Origin of the sequence: Treponema sp. Marseille-Q3903 (genome assembly GCF_014334335.1) — a bacterium.
Lineage (GTDB): Bacteria > Spirochaetota > Spirochaetia > Treponematales > Treponemataceae > Treponema_D.
The window spans coordinates 564,050-585,141 of the sequence record NZ_JACSEU010000001.1; the positions used below are offsets into that span (position 1 = coordinate 564,050).

Below are 21,092 nucleotides of genomic sequence, written 5' to 3' on the forward strand. Positions count from 1 at the left end.
TTCGATGATATAATATGACATATAGATTTTTTAATGGGGTACGTCATGGAAAGAATGCAATGCGATAAATGCGGACATATTTACGATAAGGAAGAAGGGGATAAAAAAAATAACGTTGCTCCTGGAACTGCTTGGGCTGATGTTCCGGCAGATTATAAATGTCCCGAATGTGGAGCTGGAAAAGAAAGTTTTATTGTTGAGTAGAAATTTGTCGTAGATTTTGTTCAGAATTACGCGCGCCTAAAATTTGGAAACAGATTGAATGGTGCGCTTTTTTTTTCAATTATTTTTTTTATGCGTCAATTTGAAATAATTCACCAGCCTGCGGTTTTGCCCCGTTTACTAAATAAGGCGTTTGTGTGATTGTTTGTTTCAACTGTTTTTGAAAGTTTTCAATAAGTTGCTGTACTCTTTCCTCGCTCATATCGCTGATTGATTCTTTTGGTTGGTTTTTTATTGCAGATAGGCGGTCAATCAGTGAATTGAGAATTCTTATCTTGCTGATTGAAACTCCCTGTTGATTGCCTTTTGCAGCGACTCCTGAGACATGGTCAAAATTTGAGTAGAGAACTGCGGAACGAGCTACCGGTACATAAAGTTTTCCGCTTACACCTGATGAAACAAGGCTGTTTGAGAAAGAATAAGCATTTATGACACTTGATAAACTTGTCATTTTTCCGCAACTCCTTACTTTTATGTTCGGAAAGTTGCAGAAAAAGATTAGAAAAAGTTATGCCCAGACGAGCCAGAGCGTTAAAGCACCTGCCAGCGTAGTCAAAAGTGTAAAAGGTGCCGACAGTTTTAAAAATCCGCCGAATGTAATAGGGTGAGATTCTTTTTTTAGAATTCCCATTGCGACGACATTTGCAGAAGCGCCAAAAGGAGTTAAGTTTCCGCCGAGACACGAGCCGAGCAAAAGTGCAAACATGTAGAGTTCTTTGTTTACGTTCATACTTGTTGCAAGAGATCCGGCAACAGGTAGCATGACGATGATGTACGGAACATTGTCGACAAATCCTGAAATCAATACGGAAAAAGCGAGAATGAGGATAAACCCTGCAAATCTATTGCCTGATGTCACACGTGCAAGCAACGATGCAAAATCGTCGAGCAAGCCTGTTTCGCTTATCGCTCCAACAACAATAAAGATTCCGATTAAAAATCCGATTGTTTCCCAGTCCAGCTCTTTTACGAGTGTTTTGACTTCATTAAAAGTTTTTTTCTGATTGAACCGATACCATATCAATCCGATTATTCCAAGTGCAAATACAAAACATCCTGAGCCGTATCCGAGCTCTGTGCTTAAAAAAGAAATGCCGGCTAAGCCGAAAATCATTGCTATCAAGAGCGACAAAGGAAAGTATGAAATAATTTTTTCTTTTTCAACTGCTGTTTTTTCTTTTACTCGGCAAAAAAAACAATAGAAGAAAATGCAGCCTACGAGCATGCCAGCCTGAATGAAAAAGAATATTGAAAGCTTTCCGCCGTGAATAAAAAAATCGTTAAAATTATAATGCGCATAAGAAGCAAAAATCATGCTTGGGGGGTCTCCGACAAGAGTTGCTGTTCCCTCAAGGTTAGACATAACAGCAAGGCCAATCATAAACGGAACAGGATTGAGTTTGAGTTTTTTAGAAAGTGCGAGAGCGATTGGGGCCATCACAAGGACTGTCGCGACATTTTCAACAAAAATTGAGATGATGCCTGTCATTGCGAGAATCAAAACTACAGCGATTCCTGCACTGCGCGAATGTTCAACAATCAAGTCGGCAATTCCTGCCGGAACTTTTGAATAGATAAACAGCGCAGCAATCGTCATGCTTCCGACATAAATCATCAAGACATTCCAGTTGATCAATTCAAACAAGAAGTGATATACGAGCAAAGACAAAGATGTTTGGGTTGTAAAAACATTTTCTCTGAATACGAGGCTGAGTATTACAACCAAAATTGCTGCCCCTGTCGTGATCCATGCTTTTTTATCTTGAAAGATAATTACAAAAGTGTACATTATCAATGCGATGGCGAGAATCAGCCATTTAATTTCAAACATATTGCTCCTTGTGTTGGATAACCGATGTAACTGTGCAAAAACGTATGTAACGTATGTTTTTGTACAATCTCTTTTGTTTGCCGGATACTTTTTGTTGATAAATCTTTAAACATTAAACTTAAAGAAAAGCACGTCTCCGTCTTGTACAACGTATTCTTTTCCTTCCTGACGATATTTTCCGGCAGCTTTGATTGAGGCTTCGTCTTTGTACTGTCTAAGATCATCGATTGTGTACGCTTCGGCTTTGATAAAACCTTTTTCAAAATCAGTGTGAATAACTCCTGCGGCTCGAGGTGCTTTGTCGCCTGCGTGAATTGTCCACGCGCGGCATTCATCTGGTCCACCTGTAAAAAAAGTTCTCAGTCCCATAAGATGATATGTTTTGCGAGCTAAAACCGAAAGCCCGCTTTCTGTAAGACCGACGCTCTCCATGAACTCTTTTTTGTCAGCCGACTCTGTAATTTCTGCAAGGTCTGATTCGAATTTTCCGCATATCACAACTACTTCAGATTTTTCTTCATCGGCGTATTTTTTGACAATTTCAACGTATTTGTTTGTGCCTTTTGATATTGTGTCTTCGTCAACGTTTGCGACATATATTGTCGGTTTCATAGTTAGGAGAAACATATCGTAAACCGCATTTTTTTCATCGTCAGAGAGGTTTGCAGTGCGAGCGCATTTTCCGTCCTGAAGCAGCGGTTTGATTTTTGCAATCGCACTTATCAACGGTGCATATTTTTTTTCTTCTTCGTGACCGAGTGAGCGGATTGCGCGCGTCACTTTATCTTGGCGGACTTCGATCGTGTTCAAATCTGCCTGACAAAGCTCCCAATTTATTGTGAGGATATCAGATTCAGGGTCGATTGGAGCAGCTTCGTTTGCGTTTTCACGAACATGCATGATATCAGGATTGTCAAAACAGCGGACAACGTGGGCAATTACAGAACATTCGCGGATGTTCGCAAGGAATTTGTTTCCAAGCCCTTCTCCTTGAGCGGCTCCTTTGATTAAGCCTGCTATATCTACAAACTTTACAGTGGCAGGAGTTTTCTTTTTTGGATTGTGAATGCTTGCTAAAAAATCAAGGCGCTCATCAGGTAAATCAACAATCCCGATATTCGGGTCGATTGTGCAGAAAGGAAAATTTTCTGCGGCGGCAGGAGCAGCTGTTAAAGCCGAAAAAATGGTTGATTTACCGACGTTCGGCAATCCTACAATTCCACATTCTAGTGACATATATAAACCTCAAATAAAAATTGTTTATGAAATAAAATAAATCGATCAGCAGCTTGTGACGGCTTTTGCAAGTTGGTCAGCACAACTTGTAGATTTAAAGCCGCATGTATTTCCTGAGAGCGTCGCTGCAATATCTTCCGCTTTCATTCCATCGACAAGTTTTGAAATTGCCTTGAGATTTCCATTGCAGCCACCTTCAAAGTGAACATTTGTTACTGTGCCGTCGTCAGCTTTGTCAAAAGTGATTTTTTTAGCACATATACCTTTTGTTTTATATTCGTGATTCATGTTATAAATATAATCTAATTAAAGGGATTGAACAAGGAAAATATTGACAGGAAGATTGTGAAACGCTGCCGTCTAAATAGATTTCAGGTCTTCAACATCGTCGTCGTTATAGATGTAATCGTTGTATTTTGAGAGAACAAGGCTGAAATCAACTTGAAGAAGCGCCTGCAACTGTGAAAGCTCCTCTAACAGCTGGTCCATATTGGTTTGAACATATTTTACTATTGAAGGGTCGAGTTCTCCGTTTTCTGCCATGCTTGTAATAATAGAAATCGTTTTGTCTTTTGAAAATTCATCTTTGTAACTTCGCCTGTCGTTCAAAGCGCTTATGATATCTGCAACTGTTAAAATTCTCTGAATTAAATTGAGCTGTTCTGCATTAAGATGCTGTGGGTACCCGTTTCCGTTCAATTTTTCATGATGGCGGTAAACGTTTTCGAGGATATCTTGCGGAACATTTCCATTTAGAATCCTTTTTGAATGATTTACGTGGTGCCTCATGATTCCCATATCTTCTGGGGAGAGTTTTCCCGGAAACTCTAGGATGCGTGCAGGAGTTGCCATTTTTCCTACATCGTGCAAAATAGCGCTTGTGAGCAAGTCCGACATCTGTCTTGCATTAAGCTGCATTCTTTTACCGAGCGACATCGCATAGCACGAAGTGTTTATAGAATGCGTCATTGTATAAGTGCTTTTAAAATCAAGTAAATATATCAGCAGATATTGAAACTTTAAGTTTTCTTCTTCTGTAAAACTCTGTTCATATATAAACGAAGAAAGCGTGTCTTCATAAGTTCCGTTCCAAATTTCTTTGAGGACGGCATCATCTTTGTTTATATCTTTAAAAATTTCAACGTATTCAGGGTCAAGGAATCCCGGTGCAATGTCGTCAATGTTCTTTGGCATAGGAGTATTGGGATTTTTATAAACATATTCGCTGATTCTTGCGGCTAGATATATAACGCCTTTATATGTGCTTTGGTAATGTTCCTCTTTTAGTTTTTGATTGAACGGTTCTGTAAAATGCTCAATAGACTCGGCATCTTCGCCTATTGGAGTCATGTATTTAAGATAATATCCTGCAAAAACATATTTGCTCGTTGTATCTTTGTCTGTTGAAAAAAAATCAGGATTGTGCCCGTACGGATTATAATTGAAATATAAATCTTCGCGGAAAAACCCGAGCGTATGGAACAGAGCGAGCAAAAGAAGATTTTTTTTGCTGCATCGATTATTGATCGTGCATTTTTTTGCAATTTTTATGGAAATATAAGTTGTCCTGATGCTGTGATATATTATCTCGCGGTTTATACAGGCAAGCATTTTTATTGCGATGTGAATTATTTTATCTGTTGTAAGGATTCTTTTTAATTCTGCAACTTCTTTAACTAGAGATTCCATCTTTTATTATTATCTTCTTGTTTTTGAAAAAACACAAGGACAGATATCTTAGTGTTGCACTTTCCGAAATCAATTATCAGAAATGAGCTTTTTTAGAGTGTAGTCTTTCTGTCTCCAGTTTTTGTCGATTTTTACTTGAAGGTCAAGGTCGATTTTCTGTATATATATTTCGCTCAGTTTTTTAATAGCGGCAAGCCTTATTTCTTTGATTTTTGAAGCGCCTTTTCCTATCACAATTCCTTTTTGGCTTTCGCGTTCAACACACAAAAATGCGCGAATCCAAAGTTTTTTGCCTTCATTGCGGTGCTCAATATCTGCTACTTCGACGTAAACGGAATGTGGAATTTCATCTTGGAGCCGATTTATAGCTTCTCCACGTATAACTTCGCATACACGAAAAGTTAAATCTTGATCAGTGTAAAGTTCTTCGTCGTATAGAGGCTCGCCTTCCGGTGCGATGTCGTACAATGCTCGCAAAACTTCGTTTATTCCTGTATCTTTTTCTGCGGAAATTTCAAAGATACGGTCTTTTGGAATTTCAGGCAGAGTTTCTTTTATAAATTGACGGACAGGAATTGGCTTTGACAAATGAGAATCTGCCTTGTTTATTGCAACGACAGTTTTTTGCTGAAGATTTTTGAGAAGTTGTGCAGTCAGATCTTCTTCTTTGCCTGTCTGGCGCGTTGAATCGATTATGTAGAGGACACAGTCTATATCGTCTAGCTGAGATTCAGTTATATCTTTGAGCCGCAGATTCAGTTTTTTTTCCGAATCGTGGTAGCCCGGAGTGTCTATAAAAATTAGCTGTCCAAAAGATGTGTTGACAATTCCTTTGATTGCGTTGCGTGTTGTCTGGGGAATTGCCGAAACAATGCTTACAGGTTCCTGACAAGCTGTGTTCAAAAAAGTCGATTTTCCTGCACTTGGCCGCCCGATAATTGCAACGACGGCGGTCTTTAATATTCCTTTGTTTTCTTCAGCCATATAAGTCCTTACCGGTATACTTCCCACGTTGTTTTGACGAGTGTGTCAACGTCGGAATATTTTGGTTCCCAGCCGAGCAATTCCCTTGCGTGTTTTGAAGTTGCATAGAGACACGCAGGGTCGCCAGGTCGGCGTTCAACATCTTCTGCCGGAATCTCTTTGCCTGTGATTCGGCGTGCAGCGTCTATGATTTCTTTTACAGTTGTACCATTTTCCGTGCCGAGGTTTACAGCCAGCGACTTATCATTTTTTGTGATGTAGTCGAGAGCCATCACGTGAGCGCGGGCAAGGTCCGTAACATGAACATAGTCGCGGATACAAGTTCCGTCTCGTGTATCGTAATCAGTTCCAAAAACTTTCATTCCAGGTTTCATTCCGGCGGCAACTTCCATAACTCTTGGAAGCAAGTTTGCAGGATTTTGTTCAAGCCCACGTATTTCTCCTTCAGGGTCATAGCCTGCAGCGTTGAAGTAACGGAGAGCGGCAAAACGCATTCCTTTCAGCTTATCGTACCATTCCATAAACCTTTCAATTTCAAGTTTTGTAAATCCGTAGTAGTTTTCTGGATTTTTTGGATGCGCTTCATCGATAGGAAGATATTCAGGCTCTCCAAACACTGCGGCTGACGAAGAAAAAATCATTTTTTTGCAGTTGTATTTTACTGCGGCGTTCATTATGTTCAAAGTTCCCGTGATATTGTTTACGGAATATTTTTCAGGAACAATCATCGATTCTCCTGCTGCCTTAAATGCGGCAAGGTGGACAAATGCATCGAACCCTTTTGCAAATGCTGATTCAATATCTTCTACAATTAAGATGTTGCCGTAGATAAAATCATTTCCTTCAAAGAGATTGCATCGTAATCCGCTCGAAAAGTTGTCGAAAACCGTAATTTTGTGTCCAGCTTTCATCAATTCTTTTACAACGTGGCTGCCGATGTATCCGGCTCCTCCGATCACTAAAACTTTCATATTTGACCTCTTTTTTATAGTTTATTTGTAATATATTGCGATTGCAATGTATCTAGGTTCATGTTTATTTTTTTTGTCTGCAATGTGCACCCAAAACTCGTCATATAATTTAAAACTTTCAGATATGCTTTTTGAATCAGATTCAAGATTTCTTTCCGCCTGATCGCTGTTGACTCCTTTTCCGGTAAAAATCAGAAGCTCTCGACCGTACAATTCAGGAATCGTTTTTCCTATAGCGTCGATTTTACCATCAATTGCGTGTTCAATCCATAGAGGCAATTCTGAGCCAAACCCCTTGTATTTCCAGTAATCAAAACGTAACGTTTTGCTGTTTGCATTGTTTCTTTTAGTGTTGGCAGCCGATAAAGTTGTTGCACAGCCTGCAAGCATAAAACTTGAAGTGAAAATTAAAATCAGAGGTAAAGAAAGATACAGTATCTTTTTCATTGTCAAATATTTTAGCAAATATGATGGGCAATGTTAATGGTATTGAATTATCGACCTTTTTTAAGGTAAAATCAGCTGACTATGAAAAAAAATTTTAGACTTGTATTAGTGCCTTTTATTTTGTCATCTTTTGTCTTTATTTCCTGCGCATCTATAAAAGAGATTCCAGATGATAAAACTGCGGCTCAAATCATTCAGATGGGGCAAAATGCCGCTTTTGCATCTGACTATAAATCAGCGGAATTTTGTTATAACACGGCAATCGAACGATTTGGGACAGATCCGTCTGCTTATTTGGAAGCAAAATATGAATTAGGCAGATGCTATCTTAAACAGAAAAAATACGAAAAATCTTATCAGATAATGACGGAACTTCTCGAGTTATATGATGTCCATGGGACTGCTTTACCGGGAGCTTACAAAAAGCTGAGTCAAATTTGCATCTCACAGATTCCTGAAAAAAAACTTGCTGATATTCAAGCAAAACAAAAAACAAAATCTTCTAATCTTTCGGCAACAGAATAGTCCGAATTGCAATGTTTTTTGCTTTTGCGATTTTCATCACATAATTTTTTGAATACTTTCCGGAACCTCTCGGAAACGGATGTGGTTCTGCGTCTCCAATCAAAATGATTTTTTTGATAGAATTTGGCCGCCATTTGAAAAACACGCAAGCAGCATACATCGCTTCGTAAACAGCTTCAGGAATATCTCCGCCTTCTATGCCGAGTATCTTTATAGAACATAAGTTTGCGCCAAATAAATCAAAATCCGACGTAAATTGATAAATTTTTACAGGTAAATTTCTGTAGTTGAAAGAATCTTCGTAATCGCGGTAGAAAAGGAGCCCGATTCTAGCTTTTGTATTTTTACCGAGCTTTGAGAACAGCATCGGAACCATCTCTTTTTTTAATTGTTCAATGTCATTTTTCATGCTGCCGGTCGCATCTATTGCAAAAACTATGTCTGCATTATCGCTTTCGTCATTTAATAAAGACTCTATGTCTTTGATGATTGTTTTGGGTCCTTTTGAATATATTACATCTCCTGACATCTCCTTAAATTTTTCGCTTGCTGAAGGGTTGTAATCGTCTGTTAAAATTGCCTCATCTTCTTCATCATAGACTACAATTTCTATGCTTTCCTCAGATTTGCTTTGCTCCGGCAGTTTAGTGACTTTTAGCGCTTCGGATACTTTAGGAGTTTCATTTACTTGCTTTGTTACTTCTGCAATTGGAGCAGGGCTCTCTTGTTCTTGCCGCTTGAAAGTTTTTAGGTCAAACATGAATGGGCTGTCCATGTATTCCCCTGAATAATCGGCATAAGGTTTTTCAAATGAACGGATATTTATAAAAGTCCCTTTTCCTATTTTGATTTCTCCGTGTCGCGACCATTCGTAGCCGTAAACTATCGTTTCTGGGATATATATGTGGAATGCTTCTCCCATAAAATCGGTGATTTCTGTTGTTGAATCTACAAGGCTGTATTTTGCTGATTTAGATGTCAATTTTTTGCCGTCGAGAATTCGTATTTCGTCCCCGTTTACAGGATTGTAAGATTTTGCGCGATATGCGTAATTATCATTTTTGCCGGAAGGATCTTTTGTCGTCTCTGTCAAAATGATAGAGTTTACGTTTCTAGTTTTTTTTACGTAAAGATGAAATCCGCCATTTACCTTATCCGGGAAAAGTTTTACATTTTCTGCTGTAATTCTGAGCTTCTGCTGCTGTTTTGAATAAATGAGCTGCTGCTGATTTTGTCCAGAATCAAGCGACTGAGCAAATATAAAAGCCGCATCTATAAAGAAAATGAAGATAACCGATAATTTCTTACATATACGCATTTGCAGTCCTTAAATTACAGATTTTTAAAATTATCGGCTAGACAAATACAAAAAATGATTTATAATGTAAGCTCGAAATATTTTATTCATATTAAAGCTATTAAATATCATTAAACATTGAGCTTTTTTTTTGCTGATGAGGTTCGGTAGAAATCATGGGTGATAATAAAGAATTTGAACAGATAGATATCAACTCTTTTTTGGATAAGACTGATTCTCAAAAAGATGAAGAACAGGAATTTCCAGGAACATTTACAAAGCGTCAAAATGAATTGATAGATCAGCTTCTCGCTTATGCAAAAGAAAATGATTTGGAACACTATCAGATATTTACTAACAGATTGAAAGACATATACGAAATAGCGGCGACAGTTTCAAAGTTTCCGTCGTTGCTCGAACGTCATGAGCTTTCAGGAGGAACAAGAACTCGTACAACTTTGATCGAATCTCTTATCAAACACAACGATGAAGGAGATAGAACGCTGAGGCTTCCTTCGAAGGCAGTTCTCGGGAAAAGTCTTCTTGTTACAAAAGCGCACACTCTTTCGAATTTTGCGAAATACAGTGGGCATCTTGGAAAGGAGTATGAACATCTTTCAAAGTCGTTTGATACTGAAACTGTAATGTCTATGTTCAGCCTTTTGATAGAAGATGTTTATCTAAACCTTATATCTGATAATACCCAGTTGATGGATTTTCGTCGGGAATGGGCTCTTGCGTTGCTTTTACTGTGGGAACATTGGAATGACCAGACAAGTGAAAGCGTTGCGCCTGTCCTCCAATCAGTTTGGACGGCAAGGCGAAAACTTGCTCCGGCGTTTGGCACAATGATGGGGACAAGCGAGCTCTTGCTGATTTCAATGCAGATGGATGACCAATGGATCAGCTTTATAAAACACAAGATGGGAGATCCCGGTGTCTCACAGGCGATGGAAGAGTTCCTTTTTGGAATTTCTACAGAGCAGATTCACACTCTCCGTACGATTTTAAAAACAAAAGGAATTCCAGCGATTGGTCGTGATGAAGTTTCTAAATTTCTTGGGGAGCACGTAAAATCCGATGCTGGGCTAGACTACAGGGATTTTTATTCCATGTATACTGTTCGCCGCGATAATGCCCGTTCTCGCGCAAGATTAAAGCTCGCCGGTCCTCATAAAACACTTGAAGATTACTTTATTCAGTTTGTGACTGAAGAAAACAAGGAGAAACAAAACAATGACACGTTCGCATGACGTACAAGAAAATGACCCAAAATCGAAAAAAGTGCCATATCATTTTGGAGAAAAATTACGACAGGTTCGTGAGCATAAAGGCTATACTCTCAAAGTTGTAGCGCAGCGTGCCGGCGTCAGCGAAAGTCTTGTTTCTCAGATTGAAAGAAACCACGTATCGCCTGCGATAGACACATTGCTTTCACTTGCAGACGTCCTCGATATCAATCTTGAGTTTTTGTTTGAAGAATATAGAAAGGAACGCCCAGTCCAGATTATCCGTGCAGATGAACGCGCTTTCGTAAATGAAGATGATATAACTTATGAAGCGCTTGCAAAACCAGTCTCTTCAGAAAAAGATACATCGATTGAATCTTACGTTTTGAAAATTCCTGCCGGTTCACATACACACCGCGGTTCTTATGGGCATATAGGCCGTGAACTTGGGGTAATCACAAAAGGAAGAGGAAAACTCACTTATGATAGCCGAGAATATATCCTTGAAGCGGGAGACAGCGTTTCTTTTTCTGCTGTCGCTCCACATATTTTGGAGAATGCTGGAGATACAGAGCTTGAGGCAATTTGGGTCGTAACTCCGGCACAGCGCTTTTTAAAACAGTAATAATGGAATACTTTGATTTTCCGAAAACCGGCAGCCGTTTCATAATATTAAAGAATTCGGTTTTTATCATTTTTCTGTTGTTTTTATTTACATTTACTTCGTGTGTGAGTGTAGATGAAGCACATCCTGATGAAAACTTTTTATCTGAAATTGAAAGAGTTGAATGGCAAAAAACTTCGGTTGCAGGCGCGGAACAATCATATTTTACAATCTCAAAATACAGCGTTGAGTGTAATTGCCTGAAAATAGACCTCTCAGTTCCAGAAATAAAAATAAAAGGTTACCCTCCGGCTTCGGCATACAAAACAGGCTCGCCCAAAATGTTCAATTTAAAAGATGTAGCTGCCGGCTCTGGCGCTTTTGCTGCAATAAACACAACTCCTTTTACAAAAACCGGAGAAACTGTCGGCGTTGTTTTAGCTGACGGTGATTTTTTGTCTGAGCCTGTTGAAAAATATTGTGCACTTTGCTTTTTGAAGATAAAAGATGAAAATAAAAAAGATGTGTGGCGTGCCGATATTGTAAAATCACAGATTCCCGATGTCCTTTGTAAATACAACTATGCGTTCGGCGGATTTTTCCAAATCATTTGCGACAATGAAATTCAGGAATTTCAAGATATAAAAAATTCGAGAATTGGGGCAGGTGTTTCAGATGGAGGTCGTTATCTTTATATCATGTCTGTAACTCCGTTAAAAAAAATCGGCAAAGCAGGACTCAACTACATGCAGTGCGCAGAGATTTTCAAGCTGTTCGGCTGTGATAACGCAATGCAGTTCGACGGTGGCCGCTCTTGCTCGTTTGTCGTATTCGGTCAAGAAAAAGCAAATATGTTCAAAAGAGGAAAAATTGCCGCTGCAATGCTTTTTGTGTCGGAAACTGGCAAATAATCTGCGCTGCAAATATCAGAGCGATAAAATAAACCAGTTCAATTTTTCAAGGCTTTCATCATCAAGAAAAACATATTCTCCGGGCTTAAGAGCTTTGTCAAGTTCAAGCTTCCCGATCGAAATTCGTTTTAAAAAAACAACTTTATTGCCGGCTGCAGCGAACATCCTTTTTACTTGATGGTATTTCCCCTCGTGAATTGTGAGAAGCGCTGCGGTGTAATCATCTTTGTTGAAAGATTTAGATTCAAGCTTGTTGTAAATTTCTTGAATTGAAGAGTTTTCTGTGTATTCTTTTATTTGAGATTTAGTCGCCCATTTTACATCTGCCGGTTCACACTTAAACCCTGCTTCGTTGTCGTCAGGACCGACTTCAATTCCTTCTGCAAATAATTTTTCTATTTCTTTTTTTCTTTCGTCAGTTTCTTTATGTTCGAGGACACAAAAATATGTCTTTCCTATGTGAGATTTTGGTGAAATCAATCGGTGAGTGAGTTCTCCATCTGTTGTAAAAATAAGAAGTCCTTCAGTGTCCATGTCGAGACGGCCGACTAAGTGCAGTTTGTCTTCCAGATAAGGAGTACGCATATCATCAGCAAGTAAATCAAAAACAGTCTGATGTTCGCCATCTTTGTTTGTTGAAACTGTATGCATTATCTTATTCATCATAAGATAAATGTGTTTGTGAATGCTGATTTCTTTGTCATCGATGGCGATAGAGTCGTTTTCGAAATCTATCCCGAAAGATGGATCTGAAATTCTAGTCCCATTGACTGTGACTTTTGAATTGCGTAAAAGTTTTTTGATGTCTTTCCTAGAGCCGAAGCCTTCGTGTGAGAGCAATTTATCTAGTCTTTGTTTAGCCATAGAAATATTTTAGAGCTATTTTGTGAAGATTCTCTATCCTCTTTTTTCAAGAGGAACAAAAGCTCTTTCCTTTGACACGTTCTTGTATGCTGGACGATAAATTTTTCCGCCGCTTATGACTTCCTCAATTCGGTGTGCAGACCACCCTGCAATACGAGATATCGCGAAGATAGGCGTAAACAATTCTCGAGGAATGTTCAGCATATTATATACAAAGCCTGAATACAAGTCGACATTTGCACAGATGTTTTTTTCTGAAGCGTGCAGGTGCGTCTCTCTTATTATCTCTGGAGAAATGCGTTCAATCAATTCGTAAAGTTCGAATTCCTCAACAGCATCTTTTGCTTTTGCAAGTTCGAGAGCCTTTTTTTTGAGGAGAATTGCGCGAGGATCGTTTATTGTGTAGACGGCATGACCCATACCGTAGATTTTTCCGGAACCGTCAAACGCCTGCTTACTTGAAATCTTTGTCAGATAATCTCGGACTTCTTTTTCATTTGACCAATCTTTTACGTGAGCTTTTATGTCGTCTATCATCTCAACAACGCGGATATTCGCACCACCGTGTCGGCGTCCTTTTAATGAACCGACAGCGGCAGCAATCGCAGAATATGTGTCCGTATCGGCAGACGAAACAACGTGAACTGTAAGAGACGAGTTATTTCCTCCTCCGTGTTCCGCATGAAGAATCAAAGCAAGGTCAAGAATCTCCGCTTCAAGGCGAGTATATTGTTTGTCAGAACGGATTAAACGGAGAAAGTTTTCTGCGGTAGAGAGTTCAGGTTTTGGATTGTGAATAAACATAGATTTATCATCATAATAGCGTCTTTTCGCCTGATAGCCGTAAGCTGCTAGTGTAGAAAAACGTGCGATAAGCTCAATGCATTGTTTTATGATATTTCCTATATTGCGATTTTCAGGATCCTTTTCGTAAGAATACGATGCAAGAACTCCTCGAGCCATCTTGTTCATAATATCGTTTGACGGCGCTTTCATGATCATGTCTTCCGTAAAACTTGGAGGAAGAGCTCTGTACTCACCAATAAAATTTGTAAAACGCTCAAGTTGAGTTTTTTTAGGCAATTCTCCGAACAAAAGAAGATAAACGCATTGTTCGTATCCAAACTGATGATTTTTTTCTGCATCGGCGACCAAATCTTCTACATTGTAGCCGCGGTAAATAAGTTTGCCGGGGATCGCAATTTTTTCACCGTCTTTGATTTCGTAACCGACTACGTCTCCAATTCTCGTGAGCCCTACGAGAACACCTGTTCCGTTTAAGTTTCGGAGTCCGCGTTTGACATCGTATTTTTTATATAATTCTGAATTGATAGGATCATTGTGAACAGCTAGTTTTTCCAACCTCTTGATTAACGCTTCTTCTTTTTGTATTGCCATAGGCAGGCCTCCGTATTTGCATTTTCATGTTGAGTCAGTTGTTTTAATGCATAATTATACAGAAAAACTCCGTAAAAATTACATAATTATACAAATTATGATTTTCTTATGCAAGAAAAATCGGTTGCGGTTTTCTCTCTGTTTTTGAGATTTCCGGTGATTTCCGGCGATTTTAGTTATTTTTGCGACTTGCCGTTACCTTTTTTTGAGTTCTTTTTTCCGGAACTCTTACTTTTCTTTTCAGGCTTTTGAGTTGCAGTTTCTATTTTCCCACGCTCTTGATAATATCGTTCCAAACTCTGATGTGCTTGCGCAAGAATCTGTTCGTCTTTGCAATTTTCTATGATGGCGTTGAGTACATCGTATAATCTGTCGTAATTACCGTTGGCGCGATATGCCTCCGAGAGCTGCAACTCAATTTTATATTTATCTGAAGAGTTTTCTTCAGGTAGCTGATGCAATGCTTCAATTGCGATTAAGTAGAAGTGGATTGCATCTTTTACGGCAAACGTTTTTTCTGCTTTCTTTGCAGCCATAGTTGAGTATTCAAAAATTCTCTTAAAGTCTCTGACTTCTTTTGCGTGATACAAAAGCCTTTCTGCGTAGTTCGACGCATTATTTTTATATTTTTCTTCAAGGTAGCTTATGATTTTTCTGTTTAATTCACGTTTTGTATATCCTAAGATTGTGCTGTAAATAACATCATGGATAGTCATGCTTTTAAAAGTGTACTTTTTCGTTCGCTTTTCATAATCTATGATTCCGTGTTTTTCAATTTCTTTGAGCATTGATATTGTTTTTTCTAAAGATATGTTATCGGAATACAGAGCAGGAAGAATGTCTGCTGTAAATGATTTTCCTACGGCTGATGCGGTCTTGCACATAATCTGCTCTTCAACTGAAAGCGATGTGAGTTTTGAAAGAATTATGTTTTTTATTGAAGGTGGAATAGAAATGCTTTCAATACCATCTGCACTTGTATGAAGCTCATTTTTTCCTTTTTTATTTTTTACAAGAATTCCATTGTCGATAAAATTTTGGACGATGTTTTCAATAAAGAGAGGATTTCCGCCTGATGTTGTCGCAATTCGATTTTCCAATTCCTCATTGCTCTTGTCGAGATTTAGCAAAGACTTTGTGAGCATCAAACTGTTTTCATTTGACAGCGGCTTTAATGTGAGTGTAAAAACGTTCCGCGATTTAAAAAATGAGTTTAAAAGCACGGAGTCGCGAGCGATAAACACACAAAATACGTTTTTAAGAGTCCTAGTCTCAAGAAGGAATTGAATCAGTTTGTATGAAACTTCATCGCACCATTGGACATCGTCAACGATTATAATCAATGGGGTTGTTCTTGCCGCACTGTTTAAGAGCCTTAAAACAAGGGAAAAGAATATCTGTTGCTTTTTTGTAACATCTATATTTGCTGTTTCCTGATCTTCTTTAATATTTAAGCCGAGCATGTTCAATAAAAACGACTCCCATATAATGTCTTCCGGCAAGTTTTCTTTAAAGTATGCTTCAACAATATCGGGAATCATTGTGTCCAAAAAATCATCAGGGATATCCATCAACTGCCTGATGATAAAGCGCCAGCAGAAAAATGCAGTTTTCGATTCGTGCTGATACATTTTGCCTCTGAGAACGTGGGCATTTTTATATTTTTGTTCGACTGCATCAGCAAATTTGTTTGCAAGAATTGATTTTCCAATTCCGGCTTCACCGGTGACAAACGCAAAATTTATCTGATTCCCGATTGATGTTTCAAGCAAAGACATAAGCTTGCTTAATTCTTTGCCGCGCCCAATCATCAGCTTTGTTTTGCTTCCATCGATTACGTCATAGTTGATTCCAAGCAGGTAGTTTGCTTCCTGAGCCTTTTCGTATCCTTTACATTCGATTCCCGGAATTTTTTCTATCTTGATATAATCAGCAACTGCATTTGTCGTTGCGTTATCCATCACGATGCTGTAATTTGATTTTCCAACTGCCGACATCATAAAGCGCGATGCAAGGTTGATTGAGTTACCGATCGCTGTGTATTCTTTTCGCATGTAGCTTCCGAATTCGCCTGAATAAACTAGCCCTGTCGTAATGCCGATGTTGGCAGAAGTGATGAAAGAATTCTTTTTAGACGATGAAATTATCTCTTGTGCACATAGCATTGCACTTCGTTCTTTGTTTTCAATAACGTTAGGAGTTCCAAAGAAAACTAAAAACACAATGCCTTTGTCGGAAATGTCTGGTTTTGTACAGTAAGCGTTATATCGCTGCGATTTTGACTGCATTATCGTATTTATACCATTGATTTGCTCAAAAAAAGCCTTGACTGTTTTCGGGTCATCATTGATTTTTTCAGTGATATCAAAGTGAGCCATCAGGCACGTAATTTCTTTATAGTCGCCTGAAAATCCCTGAATACGACTTTTTGCATTTTGCATGATGACAGGGTCTATAAATGCACAAACTCGTTCGGCAAACATAGGGTTTTCATTCATCTCGTCTATGGAAACAAATTCGGGAATATTGACTTTAAAAGAGTTTGTATCGATTTTTTGTGTAATATGATAAAAGCCATCTATGTTTTCAAACGAATTTTCAATTCCCAATTCTTTTGCAAATTGATATACAGGTTCACTGACTATAATTTCTTGTTTTTTGCATTGTGATTCGCACGAGATAGCATCGTGAACAGCAGTTCCCGTCAATATTGCCGTGATGAAAGATTTTTGAGAGCCCATAAAATATTGATAAAATTTTCCGTAACCGATTCCGACTTTTGGGCGAAGGTTAAAATCCTCGTCGTGCAGAGAATTAAAGTTATCGCTGATGTCAAGCATAGCCGTAGCAGCGCAGAGCGTCCTTTTAAAATTATTTATAGTAGATTCCCCGTTATGCTTATCAAAACTGATTAAAATTGAATCTCCTGCAAATTGGAAAACGGAACCGCCGTATCCTTGAACAATCTCGATAAGCACGGAATAAAAATCAGAAAGAGTGTTGGAAACTGTTGTGATATCGTTGTTTTTGTTGAGGTTTCCGATGACGATTTTTGTAAAACCCATGATGTCAAGGTAAACAACAAAACCTTCAAGGTTTTCAATCTTATGGTCAAAAACGCTGCATTCTTTTGACGCAAGCAATCTGATCACTCTGTTTGGAATATAATATGATAAACTGCGTACATCTTCAACATTTTCAATTTGAGATTCATTTGACAGACTTTTTTCAAAATATTCTTTCATATTATAAATTATCCTTATTTGTTATCTCTATTTTTAATTTCAAAATTTAGAAATGTAAGAATCTTTACAAATCTTTTAATCGATTTTACACTTTTTTTTGTTTTGTGGCACATAAAATTTGTCATGATTTAACGATTTTTTTTTTAAATTTATGATAACCCGAAGAATAAGGTGACACAGATATATGACATTGTCTACTTGAAATTTACATGCTTTTCACTAAAATATGGATATATTTTATTGTAGAGGTGAATCTGTGAAAAAAAATATAGGGTTAATCTTGTATTTGGTTTTATTAACAGGGCTATGTTTTGCTTCTGACCCGTGTGAAGGATACTGGATCAGTTATGATGAAAAAACAGGAAAGGCGACTGCCGGTTGGGAAATTTCAGTTCAAGATGGGATTCTTTCAGGAAAGATTACTTCTCTTGCAGATCATCAGCAAGATTCTCTGGCTGATGGTGCTAAAGGAAAACATTATAACAATTTCTCTTTTACAGGCGATTTGGGAACTTTGATGACAGTCGGAACTTCGTGGATTTGGGGACTCTCAAAAAAAGCGGAAGGCGAATGGGAAAAAGGCTATATCATCGATCCCGCCGACGGCAGCAGATATAAATGCAAGATGAAGTTTCACAAGGCAGGCGAGTCTAAAAAATACCAAGCTGATACTCTTGAAATGAGAGGCGAGATTGGTCTTGGAATCGGACGCAGCCAGTATTGGAAAAAGGCCACAAAAGAAGAAGCTTCAGGATTAAGGTAACTTATTTTATAAAAATAATTAAACCCCAATAAAAAAAACAATAAAAAAAAACCGCAAGTTTTCAAGTTTGCGGTTTTTTTATAAACTAAAAATAAGTGCCGGTTATTTATTTGTTTTTCTGTTCGCTCGGTTTTGATTTTGCACCGGCAACTGCAGCGCGCATTTTTTCTTGAGCTACTTTCATGTCGTTTACCATCAAAATCGGCTGACCTGTAGCATCTAGTGCATCTCTCCAGAGTGAGCCTTCAGGGTCAACTGCGTTGCGGTGTGCGGTGACAGTTTTGATAGGGAGATGAACAAATTTGTCGTGGACAAGTCCTATAACACACTTTGTCTTTCCAGCTATTGCAGCGTGAACAGCGTTGTTTCCGAGCCTTTCACAATAGATAGAGTCAGACGCTGTAGTTACAGAAGCGCGAACCTGATAAGAAGGATCGATGTATTTTAAGTTGATTTCGATATTTTTTTCTTTGAAGTATTTTTCGATCTGAGATTTCAAGAACAACCCGATGTCTGCAAGTTTTTTATTTCCCGATGCGTCCGTTGCGCCTGTGCTTTGGAGCAAATCTTGACCGGCACCTTCCGACACTACAATTACAGCGTGTCCGCGTTTTGCAAGCCTGCGTTCGAGGCAAGCCAAGAATCCGTTTTCTCCTTCGAGCTCAAACGGTACTTCTGGGATCAAGCAGAAATTTGTTTCATGGCTGGCGAGAGAAGCTGCTGTGGCGATAAATCCTGCTTCGCGTCCCATGAGTTTTACAAGTCCGATACCGTTTATCTGGCTTGAAGCTTCCATGTGAACTGCTGCAACAGCTTCTTTTGCACGCTGAACTGCGGTTTCAAAACCAAATGAGCGGTCAATAAACATCAAATCATTGTCTACGGTTTTTGGAATGCCGACAACAGCACACTTCATGCCTCGTTTTTCAACTTCACAAGCTATGTCGTAAGAGCCTCGCTGAGTTCCGTCACCACCGATTATAAACAGCATGTTGATACCATCTCGTTCAAGGCAATCGACAATGTCAGATACGCGCTGTCCCCCTCCACGGCTTGTTCCTAAGTAAGTTCCGCCGATTTTGTGGATTTCATCTATCAGGTAGCGGTCAAGTTCTTTTGGAGGGTATCCTTCTTCAGGGAAAAATCCATGAAAACCGAATTGATAGCCTTTTATTGTTTTTACTCCGTATCGGGTGTTCAAACATCTTACAATTGCGCGTATAACATCGTTCAGTCCCGGACAAAGTCCACCACAAGTACATATACCTGCTTTTGCGTGTGAAGGGTCGAAGTAAATCTTTTCACGAGGGCCGGCTTTTTCCATAAGATTTGAAGAATCAAGGACAATAGGCTTTGTCTTATCAAACACGTTTACATTTACAAGAACATAATCGTTGCTACCTACATAATTGGCCGTATAATCACCATGAACATTAGAAAGTTTAATAGGAGAATGAATTGTACAAGGTCCCAAATTGTCGATTGTAAAATCAAATTTTTCTTCAGACATACTATACCTCAAAAAAATAGTTAAAATACAATATAACGGATACGCAATTTTTTCAATAGTATTTTTGTGTGTCTTCAATGTGATTTTTTTACGTTTCGTTGAGTTTCTTTTCAATGTTTTTGACTTTTCTTCTGCTTCGTTTCGATCGGTGTCGGGCAAGTTATTTTATTATTTTTTCTGCCAGCGCTACAAAAGCCGGTATCGAAAAAATACAAAACAAACTTGTGAACGAAACTGCAAGGCTTGCATAAGTAGCGTCTTTGTTGAACACGACAGACATGCTCGAGATGCTCGTCCCAGCCGGACAGATTGAGCAAATTAAAACGACAAAAAGCATCAGCTGCAAATTCCCTATGTTTTCAAAATTGTAAAAAATTTTATAAATACAAAACAAAACAGCGATGTTTATTATAGCCGTCACTGCAAGCCTGCAAATTGTAAATCGTGCGAGTTGCGGAATGTATCTTTTGCTTTCTTTGGGCTTAAATCCTGCAAGCAAAATTCCAATCAAAACCATGCTCGTCGCTGTGTTCAAATCTGCTATCATTGAAAGAGGTCTTTCGATTGTCTTAGGCAAAGTAAAAGGCATGCAGAAAATTATCATTCCCAAAATTATGCAGATTATGTTCGGATTTGTGATGATTTTTTTGAGATTCACAGAACCTCTCATCTGATAGTAGCCGTAAGTCCAGAGCAAGATATTGAAAACCACAAGGTATCCCATCAGATAAAAAACACCTATGTTTCCAAAAACTCCGCGTATCAATGGAATTCCTATAAATCCGCAGTTTGTAAATACAATCCCGAGCCTGTCTATGTGATTTTTTGAAGAGAGAAGACCGGTAAAAATCATAACGACGTGAATAATCAGAGAGATGAACGCTACGAAAATCAGTTGTTTTAGCATCGCCGCATCGAACTCAAGGTTGAACGAATTGAGAATGATGCTCGGATTTATAAAGTATAAAAGAAACTTGCTTAAAAACTTTTGCTGTTCGTTATCTACTTTAAAAATCTTTGCAAAAACAAAGCCTCCGATCCCTATGATGAACATTGTCATCAGCTGATTAAAAACTAAAGCGTACATGATTTCTTCCTCACCGCTTCATTATATGGAAATGTGCGCTACTTGAAAATATCTTAGCTTTTGTATATTATTGTTTTCACTTGCCGGGATGGCGGAATTGGTAGACGCCCAGGACTTAAAATCCTGTGCCGAGCAATCGGCGTGCCGGTTCAATCCCGGTTCCCGGCAAAGTGCCTCCTTGTTTTGCAGGGAGGCATTTTTTTTGATGCTGATTCTGCGCCGATGACTTTTAAAGGAGGTGTGATAAAAAGTGTCGTCTGAAATATCGCCGATACTTTT

The 21,092-nt window shown here is 38.6% G+C and carries 20 protein-coding genes and 1 tRNA gene; 7 read left to right on the forward strand and 14 right to left on the reverse strand.

What is annotated here, in order from left to right; translation table 11 throughout:
• Positions 1–45: 45 nt before the first annotated feature.
• Entirely contained in the window at positions 46–204 is a 159-nt protein-coding gene (locus H9I37_RS02590) for a rubredoxin (RefSeq protein WP_187380933.1), read from the forward strand.
• A gap of 88 nt (positions 205–292) precedes the next feature.
• On the opposite strand, the gene H9I37_RS02595 is transcribed toward H9I37_RS02590, so the two are convergent.
• The 8 genes from H9I37_RS02595 to H9I37_RS02630 all read right to left on the reverse strand — a co-directional run bounded on the left by H9I37_RS02595 (position 293) and on the right by H9I37_RS02630 (position 7,380).
• Positions 293–673, reverse strand: coding sequence for a hypothetical protein (locus H9I37_RS02595; RefSeq protein WP_187380934.1), 381 nt, complete (start codon positions 671–673; stop codon positions 293–295).
• Between the two features lie 57 nt (positions 674–730).
• Positions 731–2,053, reverse strand: a complete 1,323-nt coding sequence (locus H9I37_RS02600; RefSeq protein ID WP_187380935.1) for an ArsB/NhaD family transporter — start codon at positions 2,051–2,053, stop codon at positions 731–733.
• 105 nt (positions 2,054–2,158) lie between these two features.
• Positions 2,159–3,289: a redox-regulated ATPase YchF gene (gene ychF / locus H9I37_RS02605; protein WP_187380936.1), complete on the reverse strand. Its 1,131-nt coding sequence runs from the start codon at positions 3,287–3,289 to the stop codon at positions 2,159–2,161.
• 45 nt (positions 3,290–3,334) lie between these two features.
• Complete coding sequence (locus tag H9I37_RS02610; RefSeq protein ID WP_187380937.1) at positions 3,335–3,577, reverse strand: TIGR03905 family TSCPD domain-containing protein; 243 nt, start codon at positions 3,575–3,577, stop codon at positions 3,335–3,337.
• Positions 3,578–3,649: 72 nt separating this feature from the next.
• Positions 3,650–4,978: an HD-GYP domain-containing protein gene (locus H9I37_RS02615; protein ID WP_187380938.1), complete on the reverse strand. Its 1,329-nt coding sequence runs from the start codon at positions 4,976–4,978 to the stop codon at positions 3,650–3,652.
• A 69-nt stretch (positions 4,979–5,047) separates the two neighbouring features.
• Complete coding sequence (gene era / locus H9I37_RS02620) at positions 5,048–5,962, reverse strand: GTPase Era (RefSeq protein ID WP_187380939.1); 915 nt, start codon at positions 5,960–5,962, stop codon at positions 5,048–5,050.
• Positions 5,963–5,970: 8 nt separating this feature from the next.
• Complete coding sequence (gene galE, locus H9I37_RS02625) at positions 5,971–6,933, reverse strand: UDP-glucose 4-epimerase GalE (RefSeq protein ID WP_187380940.1); 963 nt, start codon at positions 6,931–6,933, stop codon at positions 5,971–5,973.
• Between the two features lie 21 nt (positions 6,934–6,954).
• Positions 6,955–7,380: a hypothetical protein gene (locus H9I37_RS02630; RefSeq protein ID WP_187380941.1), complete on the reverse strand. Its 426-nt coding sequence runs from the start codon at positions 7,378–7,380 to the stop codon at positions 6,955–6,957.
• 81 nt (positions 7,381–7,461) lie between these two features.
• Here H9I37_RS02630 and H9I37_RS02635 point away from each other — a divergent pair, with 81 nt between their 5' ends.
• Positions 7,462–7,905, forward strand: coding sequence for an outer membrane protein assembly factor BamD (locus tag H9I37_RS02635; RefSeq protein WP_187380942.1), 444 nt, complete (start codon positions 7,462–7,464; stop codon positions 7,903–7,905).
• On the opposite strand, the gene H9I37_RS02640 is transcribed toward H9I37_RS02635, so the two are convergent.
• On the reverse strand, positions 7,883–9,223 hold the full coding sequence (locus H9I37_RS02640; RefSeq protein WP_187380943.1) for a vWA domain-containing protein: 1,341 nt from the start codon (positions 9,221–9,223) through the stop codon (positions 7,883–7,885). The genes H9I37_RS02635 and H9I37_RS02640 overlap by 23 nt on opposite strands.
• 155 nt (positions 9,224–9,378) lie before the next feature.
• On the opposite strand from H9I37_RS02640, the gene H9I37_RS02645 reads away from it, so the two are divergent.
• From H9I37_RS02645 to H9I37_RS02655, 3 genes are read left to right on the forward strand one after another with little or no spacing between them, the layout of a single operon-like run.
• Positions 9,379–10,455 carry a hypothetical protein gene (locus H9I37_RS02645; protein ID WP_187380944.1) on the forward strand — a complete coding sequence of 359 codons (1,077 nt, stop codon included), beginning with the start codon at positions 9,379–9,381 and terminating at the stop codon, positions 10,453–10,455.
• Positions 10,439–11,056, forward strand: coding sequence for a helix-turn-helix domain-containing protein (locus tag H9I37_RS02650; RefSeq protein ID WP_187380945.1), 618 nt, complete (start codon positions 10,439–10,441; stop codon positions 11,054–11,056). Before H9I37_RS02645 ends, H9I37_RS02650 begins: the two co-directional genes overlap by 17 nt.
• A 2-nt stretch (positions 11,057–11,058) precedes the next feature.
• Positions 11,059–11,946, forward strand: a complete 888-nt coding sequence (locus H9I37_RS02655; RefSeq protein WP_222864169.1) for a phosphodiester glycosidase family protein — start codon at positions 11,059–11,061, stop codon at positions 11,944–11,946.
• A gap of 15 nt (positions 11,947–11,961) precedes the next feature.
• Here H9I37_RS02655 and H9I37_RS02660 read toward each other — a convergent pair whose 3' ends face one another.
• The 3 genes from H9I37_RS02660 to H9I37_RS02670 all read right to left on the reverse strand — a co-directional run bounded on the left by H9I37_RS02660 (position 11,962) and on the right by H9I37_RS02670 (position 17,453).
• Positions 11,962–12,810, reverse strand: coding sequence for a pseudouridine synthase (locus H9I37_RS02660; protein ID WP_187380947.1), 849 nt, complete (start codon positions 12,808–12,810; stop codon positions 11,962–11,964).
• Between the two features lie 33 nt (positions 12,811–12,843).
• Positions 12,844–14,208, reverse strand: a complete 1,365-nt coding sequence (locus H9I37_RS02665; RefSeq protein WP_187380948.1) for a citrate/2-methylcitrate synthase — start codon at positions 14,206–14,208, stop codon at positions 12,844–12,846.
• Between the two features lie 176 nt (positions 14,209–14,384).
• The gene (locus tag H9I37_RS02670; protein WP_187380949.1) at positions 14,385–17,453 is read right to left on the reverse strand and encodes an AAA family ATPase; all 3,069 of its coding nucleotides are present in this window, start codon (positions 17,451–17,453) and stop codon (positions 14,385–14,387) included.
• A gap of 256 nt (positions 17,454–17,709) precedes the next feature.
• Between H9I37_RS02670 and H9I37_RS02675 the strand changes: the two genes are divergently transcribed.
• The gene (locus H9I37_RS02675) at positions 17,710–18,216 is read left to right on the forward strand and encodes a DUF2147 domain-containing protein (RefSeq protein ID WP_370586888.1); all 507 of its coding nucleotides are present in this window, start codon (positions 17,710–17,712) and stop codon (positions 18,214–18,216) included.
• 106 nt (positions 18,217–18,322) lie between these two features.
• Here H9I37_RS02675 and H9I37_RS02680 read toward each other — a convergent pair whose 3' ends face one another.
• Both H9I37_RS02680 and H9I37_RS02685 read right to left on the reverse strand, forming a co-directional pair.
• Positions 18,323–19,726, reverse strand: coding sequence for an ATP-dependent 6-phosphofructokinase (locus H9I37_RS02680; protein WP_187380951.1), 1,404 nt, complete (start codon positions 19,724–19,726; stop codon positions 18,323–18,325).
• 160 nt (positions 19,727–19,886) lie between these two features.
• Entirely contained in the window at positions 19,887–20,813 is a 927-nt protein-coding gene (locus H9I37_RS02685; RefSeq protein WP_187380952.1) for an AEC family transporter, read from the reverse strand.
• A gap of 82 nt (positions 20,814–20,895) precedes the next feature.
• Between H9I37_RS02685 and H9I37_RS02690 the strand changes: the two genes are divergently transcribed.
• A tRNA-Leu gene (locus tag H9I37_RS02690) sits at positions 20,896–20,981 on the forward strand.
• Positions 20,982–21,092: the final 111 nt, after the last annotated feature.

What these genes read in the sequence shown, in the direction of transcription:
- H9I37_RS02670 (WP_187380949.1), bottom strand. Translation starts at nt 17,453, where the DNA reads ATGAAAGAATATTTTGAAAAAAGTCTGTCAAATGAATCTCAAATTGAA.
- H9I37_RS02655 (WP_222864169.1), top strand. Translation starts at nt 11,059, where the DNA reads ATGGAATACTTTGATTTTCCGAAAACCGGCAGCCGTTTCATAATATTA.
- H9I37_RS02645 (WP_187380944.1), top strand. Translation starts at nt 9,379, where the DNA reads ATGGGTGATAATAAAGAATTTGAACAGATAGATATCAACTCTTTTTTG.
- H9I37_RS02590 (WP_187380933.1), top strand. Translation starts at nt 46, where the DNA reads ATGGAAAGAATGCAATGCGATAAATGCGGACATATTTACGATAAGGAA.
- H9I37_RS02665 (WP_187380948.1), bottom strand. Translation starts at nt 14,208, where the DNA reads ATGGCAATACAAAAAGAAGAAGCGTTAATCAAGAGGTTGGAAAAACTA.
- H9I37_RS02685 (WP_187380952.1), bottom strand. Translation starts at nt 20,813, where the DNA reads ATGTACGCTTTAGTTTTTAATCAGCTGATGACAATGTTCATCATAGGG.
- H9I37_RS02595 (WP_187380934.1), bottom strand. Translation starts at nt 673, where the DNA reads ATGACAAGTTTATCAAGTGTCATAAATGCTTATTCTTTCTCAAACAGC.
- H9I37_RS02600 (WP_187380935.1), bottom strand. Translation starts at nt 2,053, where the DNA reads ATGTTTGAAATTAAATGGCTGATTCTCGCCATCGCATTGATAATGTAC.
- H9I37_RS02640 (WP_187380943.1), bottom strand. Translation starts at nt 9,223, where the DNA reads ATGCGTATATGTAAGAAATTATCGGTTATCTTCATTTTCTTTATAGAT.
- H9I37_RS02635 (WP_187380942.1), top strand. Translation starts at nt 7,462, where the DNA reads ATGAAAAAAAATTTTAGACTTGTATTAGTGCCTTTTATTTTGTCATCT.
- ychF (WP_187380936.1), bottom strand. Translation starts at nt 3,289, where the DNA reads ATGTCACTAGAATGTGGAATTGTAGGATTGCCGAACGTCGGTAAATCA.
- H9I37_RS02610 (WP_187380937.1), bottom strand. Translation starts at nt 3,577, where the DNA reads ATGAATCACGAATATAAAACAAAAGGTATATGTGCTAAAAAAATCACT.
- galE (WP_187380940.1), bottom strand. Translation starts at nt 6,933, where the DNA reads ATGAAAGTTTTAGTGATCGGAGGAGCCGGATACATCGGCAGCCACGTT.
- H9I37_RS02615 (WP_187380938.1), bottom strand. Translation starts at nt 4,978, where the DNA reads ATGGAATCTCTAGTTAAAGAAGTTGCAGAATTAAAAAGAATCCTTACA.
- era (WP_187380939.1), bottom strand. Translation starts at nt 5,962, where the DNA reads ATGGCTGAAGAAAACAAAGGAATATTAAAGACCGCCGTCGTTGCAATT.
- H9I37_RS02630 (WP_187380941.1), bottom strand. Translation starts at nt 7,380, where the DNA reads ATGAAAAAGATACTGTATCTTTCTTTACCTCTGATTTTAATTTTCACT.
- H9I37_RS02680 (WP_187380951.1), bottom strand. Translation starts at nt 19,726, where the DNA reads ATGTCTGAAGAAAAATTTGATTTTACAATCGACAATTTGGGACCTTGT.
- H9I37_RS02650 (WP_187380945.1), top strand. Translation starts at nt 10,439, where the DNA reads ATGACACGTTCGCATGACGTACAAGAAAATGACCCAAAATCGAAAAAA.
- H9I37_RS02660 (WP_187380947.1), bottom strand. Translation starts at nt 12,810, where the DNA reads ATGGCTAAACAAAGACTAGATAAATTGCTCTCACACGAAGGCTTCGGC.